Annotated in this window: 4 protein-coding genes; all 4 read left to right on the top strand. The window is 62.5% G+C overall.

What is annotated here, in order from left to right; translation table 11 throughout:
* On the top strand, window positions 1-353 hold a 353-nt coding region (locus MOV63_RS31840; protein WP_247039744.1), incomplete at its 5' end, for a helix-turn-helix transcriptional regulator.
* A 157-nt stretch (window positions 354-510) separates the two neighbouring features.
* Window positions 511-2,472, top strand: coding sequence for an acyltransferase family protein (locus MOV63_RS31835; RefSeq protein WP_247039742.1), 1,962 nt, complete (start codon window positions 511-513; stop codon window positions 2,470-2,472).
* A gap of 97 nt (window positions 2,473-2,569) precedes the next feature.
* Entirely contained in the window at window positions 2,570-5,005 is a 2,436-nt protein-coding gene (locus tag MOV63_RS31830; RefSeq protein WP_247039740.1) for a heavy metal translocating P-type ATPase, read from the top strand.
* On the top strand, window positions 5,002-5,436 hold the full coding sequence (cueR, locus tag MOV63_RS31825; protein WP_038541224.1) for a Cu(I)-responsive transcriptional regulator: 435 nt from the start codon (window positions 5,002-5,004) through the stop codon (window positions 5,434-5,436). The genes MOV63_RS31830 and cueR overlap by 4 nt, the downstream gene beginning before the upstream one ends.
* The last annotated feature ends 147 nt before the right edge of the window (window positions 5,437-5,583 follow it).

Genomic DNA, 5,583 nt, shown 5'->3' with positions numbered 1-5,583 from the left:
CGCCGCTGATCCTGCACCTGCTGCCGGTCCGCCGCGCCGCGCGCGACATCTTCTCCCGTTCTATGGCGGTGCTGGCCGTCACTCAGGTCGGGCAGGTCGGCCCGCCGGATATGCGGGTGCTCTGCGGCCTCTTCGATCTCACTCCTGCCGAAGCCCGTGTGGCGCGCGGCATCGCGATGGCCCAGACGCCGGAAATGATCGCCGCCTCGCTCGGCATCTCGCTCGAAACCGCCCGCTCGCATTTGAAGAAGATCATGCTGAAAACCGGCACCACCCGCCAAGCGGAACTGGTTCTGCTGCTTTCAGGGCTGAATGCGCCAAGCTTCAGCGGTGGCGGTCGCCCGGAGCCGTGAACGCCTCGAAAGGTGCCCCCGGGTTAAATCGGCCACATTCCTTTGTTGAATAACCCGCACGCGCGGGTGGGCTTGCAATTATTGGCTCAGGCATGGAGGAAGTGCAACCAGTCGATGCGCTCGACGATGGTGAATTGATTCCGTATTGGGTAGTAGAATGAAATACAGATCGGAAATCGACGGCCTGCGGGCCGTCGCTGTGGTTCCTGTCATTATATTCCACAGTGGTCTGGGTTTCCGCGGCGGATTTGTTGGCGTCGACGTCTTCTTCGTCATCAGCGGTTATCTGATTACGTCGATCATGTATCGCGAAGTCGAAGAGCGCAAATTTAGTCTCCTCCGCTTCTACGAGCGGCGCCTGCGACGCATCGCTCCAGCGCTTCTTTGCATCTGCCTGGCTTGTCTGCCCTTTGCATGGGCCTGGATGCTTCCCTATGAGCTGCGCGACTTTGGCCGCAGCCTCTATCAGGTGAATCTATTCGTTTCGAACTTCTATTTTTGGAGTAAAACCGGCTATTTCGATTCAAGCAACGACCTGAAACCGCTTTTGCATACGTGGTCTCTCGGCGTCGAAGAACAGTTCTACATCATATTCCCGGTTGTTCTGATGGCCTTGCGCCGGTTTCGTCGCCAGGTTGTTCTGGCGGCCATCCTCCTGTTGAGCACGGCGAGTTTCCTCGCCACGCAGGTCGTGCCGTTGTTCGATCCTGCGGCGAATTTCTACCTTCTGCCCACACGCTTCTGGGAGCTTGGCGTCGGCGCCAGCATCAGCCTGGCGAATTTCGATGGAGAGAAAGCCCGCTACGGCGGTCTGGCGGCGGCTTGCGGTCTCGCGATGATCGTCCTGTCCTGCTTCTTCGTTGAAGGCGGGCCGTCTTATCCCGGCTGGCAGACGCTGCCCGTCGTGGTCGGAACCGCGCTGGTTCTTCTATTTTCGTCTTCAGAGAATCTGACTGGACGGCTTCTTTCCGCAAGAGCCTTGGTGTTTGTCGGTTTGATCAGCTACAGCCTCTATCTCTGGCATCAGCCCGTCCTGGCCTTCGCGCGCTTGCGGCTGTTCACCAATGACTTGAGCGCTTTAACATCCGCTCTTCTCCTTTGCGTCGCGGCGTTGCTTGCGGTCGTCAGCTACTATCTTGTCGAGCGGCCGTTTCGCGACAGGAACCGCGTTCCGACGAAGGGTTTCCTTGCCCTCGCCGGCGTTGCGGTCGCCGCCAGCATCGCCTCCGGGATCATGTTTGAAACGACCGACGGTGCCGCGTTCAGGGCGCCGGGTCTATACGAGATGACCGAGGTGAGCACGGGGCTGAGCAAAAACTGTAACGGCAAGATGGCGCCCGAATGCTCCACGTCCGATAGTCCCGAGATCGCGGTGTGGGGGGATTCTTTCGGCGCCCATCTTGTGGAAGGTATCCTGGCGTCGGCCCCCGATGTCAAACTCGTGCAGTTCACCAAAAGCCTTTGCGGACCGTTCACCGACATTACCTACCCGGTCGCCAGCGACGGTCGCAGGTCGCCCGAAGGTTGCCTGTCCCGGAACAGGGATGTCCTTGACGCCATGGCGACAACCAGGACGCTTCGATACGTCGCGATAGGCGTCAATCTCGACATCTACACCGAGTCTGAAACGTTCGTTCGGAAGGACGGGCAGAGTGTTCCAGCAAGCCGGGCGCTGCTTCTGGACAGTTTCCTGGGGTCCTTGTCCCACTTGCGGCAAATGGGATTGAGCCCGGTGGTTTTCGCGCAGCCTCCGCTGACGGGAACCGATGTCGGCGGTTGTGTTGCCCGGTCAAGATTGCTGGGGATCGCGGCCGACCGCTGCGATCTGTCCGCTGACGACGTGAACCGGCGAGGCCGCGTCGCGATGGACATCATGAATATCGTTGCGCGGGACTATCCGGTGATCGATCTGGCCGCCGGCCGGTGCAACGGCACGACCTGCCGGGTTTCCGAGGATGGCGTCTCCCTTTATGCGGATGCGGGGCACTATTCTGAGGGCGGAATACGACTGCTCGGAAAGAAGTACCATCTGTACGATCTTATCGTGAAGGCGGCGACTGAGGGCTGCGATAATGGTCCTGTCCCGGCTGCCCGACCCGCCGGTATCTGTCGCCCTTGAGAATATCCGTCGGCACCCCTTGACCTTCCCATGATGGGAAGCTCCACATAACGTGGGACAGTGAGACATCCCGACAAAAAAAGGGGAGATTGCGCCCATGAACGAGACTGTAAAACCGATCCACAAGGCCGAGCCTTTTACCGTTCCCGTCGAGGGCATGACCTGCGCCTCCTGCGTGCGCCGCGTTGAGAACGCTGCGGCGAAAGTGGCGGGCATCGACAGGAGCGCCGTCAACTTTGCCACGAAGAAACTGACGGTCGAATCGGCCGAGGGCTTTTCGCCGGAGGAGCTGACGAAGGCGATCCGGAAGGTCGGTTACGAAATCCAGCCAGGCGCCATGGACCATGCGATGCGTGAGGCGGGCATGATGCCGCCTGTGGCGCCGACGGCGCATACCGGCCACGAGCACCACCACGGACATCACCCCGACCATTCCGCACCGGAGGCACAGGCCCACATGGACCATGCCGCCATGGGGCACGACCAGGCGGCGGGCCATGCCGGCGGGCATGACCATATGCATATGCACCAGGGCGAGGAGGGCGTGCTGAAGCGCGACCTGGCAATCGCCTTCGTGCTGACCCTGCCGCTGTTCGTGCTGGAAATGGCCGGCCACGTCTACGATCCGTTCCACCACTGGCTGATGGGCGTGATCGAGACGCAGAACCTCTATTATCTCTATTTCGCACTGGCGACGGTGGTCGTTTTCGGCCCAGGCTTCCGGTTCCTGAAGCTCGGCCTGCCGGCGCTGCTGCGCGGCGTCCCGGAGATGAATTCGCTGGTCGCGGTCGGCGTGCTGGCGGCCTACGGTTATTCGCTGGTGACGACGTTTGCCCCGGACCTGCTGCCGGAGAGCGCCCGCTTCGTTTATTATGAAGCGGCCACGGTGATCGTCACGCTGATCCTGTTCGGCCGACTGCTCGAGGCGCGCGCCACGGGCCGCACCGGCGAGGCGATCGAGAAGCTGAGCCGGCTGCAGGCGAAAACCGCCCGCGTCGAGCGCGACGGCAAGCTGCTGGATATCCCGACCGAACAGGTGGTTGCCGGCGACGTGCTGGTGATCCGGCCGGGCGAGCGTATTCCGGTCGACGGCACGGTCATCGACGGCTCCTCGAATGTCGACGAATCGATGATTTCGGGCGAGCCGCTGCCGGTCGCAAAGGCGGCCGGCGCGACCGTGGTCGGCGGCACGATCAACAAGACCGGCGCCTTCCGTTTCCGGGCCGACAAGGTCGGCCGCGATACGATGCTAGCGCAGATCATCCGTATGGTCGAGCAGGCGCAGGGCTCGAAACTGCCGATCCAGACGCTGGTCGACCGGGTGACGGCCTGGTTCGTGCCGGCGGTGATCGCGCTCGCCTTCATCACTTTCCTTGTGTGGTTCTTCGTCGGCCCCGAACCGGCGCTCACCCACGCGCTGGTCAATGCGGTCGCTGTGCTGATCATCGCCTGCCCCTGCGCCATGGGGCTTGCAGTACCCACCTCGATCGTCGTCGGCGGCGGCCGCGCGGCCGAACTCGGCGTGCTGTTCCGCAAGGGCGAGGCGCTGCAGGAGTTGCGCAATGTCCAGCTCGTCGTGGTCGACAAGACCGGCACCGTCACCAAGGGCCGGCCGGAACTGACCGACCTTGTGACGGCGCAAGGTTTTGTCGAGGATGACGTGTTGACGCTGGTCGCAAGCGTCGAGGCGCAGTCGGAGCACCCGATCGCCGAGGCGATCGTCAAGGCGGCCGAAGCCAAGGGCCTGACCGTGCCGAAGGCGGAGCACTTCTCGTCGGTGACCGGTTACGGTATCGAGGCGGAAGCAAACGGCCGCAAGATCTCGGTCGGCGCCGACCGGTTCATGGAGAAGCTGGGGCTTTCGGTTGAGGTGTTTGCGGAAGCAGCCGCCAGGCTTGGCGACGAGGGCAAGACACCGCTTTATGCGGCTGTCGACGGCAAGCTGGCAGCGGTGATCGCGGTTGCCGATCCGCTGAAACCCTCAAGCCGCGACGCGATCAAGGCGTTGCAGGCGATGGGCGTCGAAGTGGCCATGGTGACCGGCGACAACCGCCGCACCGCTGAAGCGATTGCCCGCCAGGTCGGTATTAAAAAGGTCGTCGCCGAGGTCCTGCCGGAAGGCAAGGTGAAGGCGATCCACGAGATTCGCGCCAACGGGAAAAAGCTCGCCTTCGTTGGCGACGGCATCAACGACGCGCCGGCGCTCGCCGAGGCCGATATCGGCATCGCCATCGGCACCGGCACGGACGTGGCGATCGAAAGCGCCGACGTGGTTCTGGTCGGCGGCGATCTGTCGGGCGCGGTTTCGGCCATCGCCATGAGCCGCGCGACCATGACCAACATCAAGCAGAACCTGTTCTGGGCCTTCGGTTACAACGTGGCGCTGGTGCCGGTCGCGGCCGGCGTGCTTTACCCGGCCTTCGGCTGGCTGCTGTCGCCGATGATCGCCGCCGGCGCCATGGCACTGTCGAGCGTCTTCGTGCTCGGCAACGCGCTGCGGCTGAAGACCGTGAAAGTGGGAGAAACGAGATGAATATCGGCGAGGCCTCCAGCGCGTCCGGCGTGTCGGCCAAGATGATCCGTTATTACGAGGAGATCGGCCTGATCCGCCCGATGGGCCGCAGCGGCAACAATTATCGGGTCTATGGCGAGGAGGAGGTGCATATCCTCCGCTTCATCAAGCGCGCCCGCAATCTCGGTTTTTCGCTCGAAGAGACCGAGACGCTCTTGAAACTCTGGCAGGACAAGAGCCGCGAAAGCGCTGCCGTCAAGGAGGTGGCGACCGCCCATATCGGCGACCTCGAACGGCGCATCGCCGAGATGCAGGGCATGCTGAAGACGCTGAAACACCTCGCCCACTGCTGCGGCGGCGACAACCGCCCCAACTGCCCGATCCTCGATGATCTGGCGGGGGATGGTACGCCAGTGCCGGCGGCGAGGAAAAAGATGAGACAGACTGCTTGATACCTCCCACCAGGATGAGGCAGGACCGCGCCACATCCAATCTCCCCCCTTGAGGGGGAGATGCCCGGCAGGGCAGAGCGACTGTCTTGTGCGTCAAGCGCTTTGCCATGGTTTATTGTCCCGGATGATGGCGTTGAGGATTGTGAG

The sequence above is a fragment of the Neorhizobium sp. SHOUNA12A genome, from assembly GCF_023006505.1.
Taxonomy (GTDB): domain Bacteria; phylum Pseudomonadota; class Alphaproteobacteria; order Rhizobiales; family Rhizobiaceae; genus Neorhizobium.
Note: the sequence above shows the minus strand (reverse complement) of the source record. Positions and strands in the feature narration are given on the sequence as shown.

Coding starts and splice junctions, on each gene's coding strand:
- cueR (WP_038541224.1), top strand. CDS start 5,002: ATGAATATCGGCGAGGCCTCCAGCGCGTCCGGCGTGTCGGCCAAGATG.
- MOV63_RS31835 (WP_247039742.1), top strand. CDS start 511: ATGAAATACAGATCGGAAATCGACGGCCTGCGGGCCGTCGCTGTGGTT.
- MOV63_RS31830 (WP_247039740.1), top strand. CDS start 2,570: ATGAACGAGACTGTAAAACCGATCCACAAGGCCGAGCCTTTTACCGTT.